Origin of the sequence: Mesorhizobium sp. M7A.F.Ca.US.014.04.1.1 (genome assembly GCF_003998745.1) — a bacterium.
Lineage (GTDB): Bacteria > Pseudomonadota > Alphaproteobacteria > Rhizobiales > Rhizobiaceae > Mesorhizobium > Mesorhizobium ciceri.
The window spans coordinates 1-1,450 of the sequence record NZ_RZRW01000948.1 but is presented as its reverse complement, the minus strand read 5'-3'; the positions used below and the strand labels follow the sequence as shown (position 1 = coordinate 1,450).

The following is a 1,450-nucleotide window of genomic DNA, read 5'->3' as shown; positions in this document are numbered from 1 at the left end:
CGAGCGCCTTCAACCCGCCGGTCGCGAACACGGCGACAGCCGAAAGCAGTCCGGCCAGGGTCGCGGCAGCCCGCCGATCAAACCGGAACCAGGCCCCCTTGGACAGCCGCGCAACCTCTTTGAATGCCTTTTCCGCGCTGGAATCATGGCCTTCCTGAAAGACGAAGACAGGAACGCCATGAAGGCCGAGGCTGCCGGCCTTTTCGGCCAGATCGTCGATATCCTCTTCCATCGCATCGCCGATATAGACCAGCGCATTGACCTTAGCGGTTGCCGTCTGTTTCAACGCATGCGCCAGCACCTTGCCGATCTGGGTGTGACCGCTGCGGCACTCGATCCGCGTCATCAGCTGCTTCAAGGCATTGGTGTCGCTCACGAAAGCGGACGAACGGCACTCGCCAAGACCGCGAAAATAAACCAGTTGCACGCTGAGGGTTCCTGCCTTGCCGACGGCGTCGAACATCTGGCCCTGCAGCGTGCAGGCCAGATCCCAGGTTGGCTGGCGGCTCATCGTCGCGTCGAGAGCAAGGATCAGCCTGCCCGAACCGGTCGCCGATGCGGCAAGTGTCCTCGCCTGGCGAATGAAGGCGTCGATCTCGCCAGCGTTGGATTGAGGCTTGATCGGCGCAGGATTGGTCCTCGCTGGCACAGGTTGCTTCTTATCGCTCATAAAAAACAAGATGTGGCGTTGCCACATCGCTTGCAAGCCCCACATCGGGTGGCACAAAGGGCCAGACGGTGATGCCACCTGGGGTCAGAGCAGGCCGAGGTCGGCAAGCTCGCGCCTGAGTTTCGGCGGCATCTCGATCAGTCCGGCCTTGCCCTTGCCCAGATCGAGCGGCGCGTCGGCCGGCTTCAGATAGCGCCAGCCCTGAAAGGCCCGGCGCGGCTGCCAGTCGGTTCGAACAACCTCGGGGTCGAGAATCAGGTGGCAGCGGCCGATGCCTTCACTATCGGTGAACGGCCGGATCTCGGTGATCAGTTGGCGGCACTGCACATTTCCTTTGATCACCCAATAGAGCGAACCGCCATCGGTGACCTCGGCGCCGCGCGTCGGCATCATGCGCGTGGTGTGATATTGCTCGACCGGCTCACCGGCGCGCCGCCGCTCGTCGAGGCGGAAGGCGATCCACTCCTCGAGATCTTCGACGCTGTCGCAGCCGACACAGAGTTTTATGAGATTGAGAGACATCGCTTAAGGTTAGTCCCGCATGCGGACGCGTCAACGACCGGATCGACTTCTCCACAGTGGCAGTTTAGGCCAGCCTTCAGCATTCCACGACGTTGACGGCGAGCCCACCCAGGCTGGTTTCCTTGTACTTCTCGTTCATGTCGAGGCCGGTCTGGCGCATGGTCTCGATTGCTGCATCGAGAGGTACGAAATGGGTGCCGTCGCCCTTGATGGCCAGTGACGCTGCCGTCACCGCCTTGACCGCGCCCAGCGCATTGC

Annotated in this window: 3 protein-coding genes; all 3 read right to left on the bottom strand. The window is 62.1% G+C overall.

All coding sequences use genetic code 11. From position 1 onward, the window contains the following. The coding region (locus EOA22_RS33410) for a VWA domain-containing protein (RefSeq protein WP_164756173.1) at positions 1-670 on the bottom strand (670 nt) is incomplete at its 3' end. 84 nt (positions 671-754) lie between these two features. Next, positions 755-1,192 carry a DUF1489 family protein gene (locus EOA22_RS33405; RefSeq protein ID WP_013531780.1) on the bottom strand — a complete coding sequence of 146 codons (438 nt, stop codon included), beginning with the start codon at positions 1,190-1,192 and terminating at the stop codon, positions 755-757. A 76-nt stretch (positions 1,193-1,268) separates the two neighbouring features. Beyond that, the coding region (locus EOA22_RS33400) for an L-serine ammonia-lyase, iron-sulfur-dependent, subunit alpha (RefSeq protein ID WP_206521463.1) at positions 1,269-1,450 on the bottom strand (182 nt) is incomplete at its 5' end.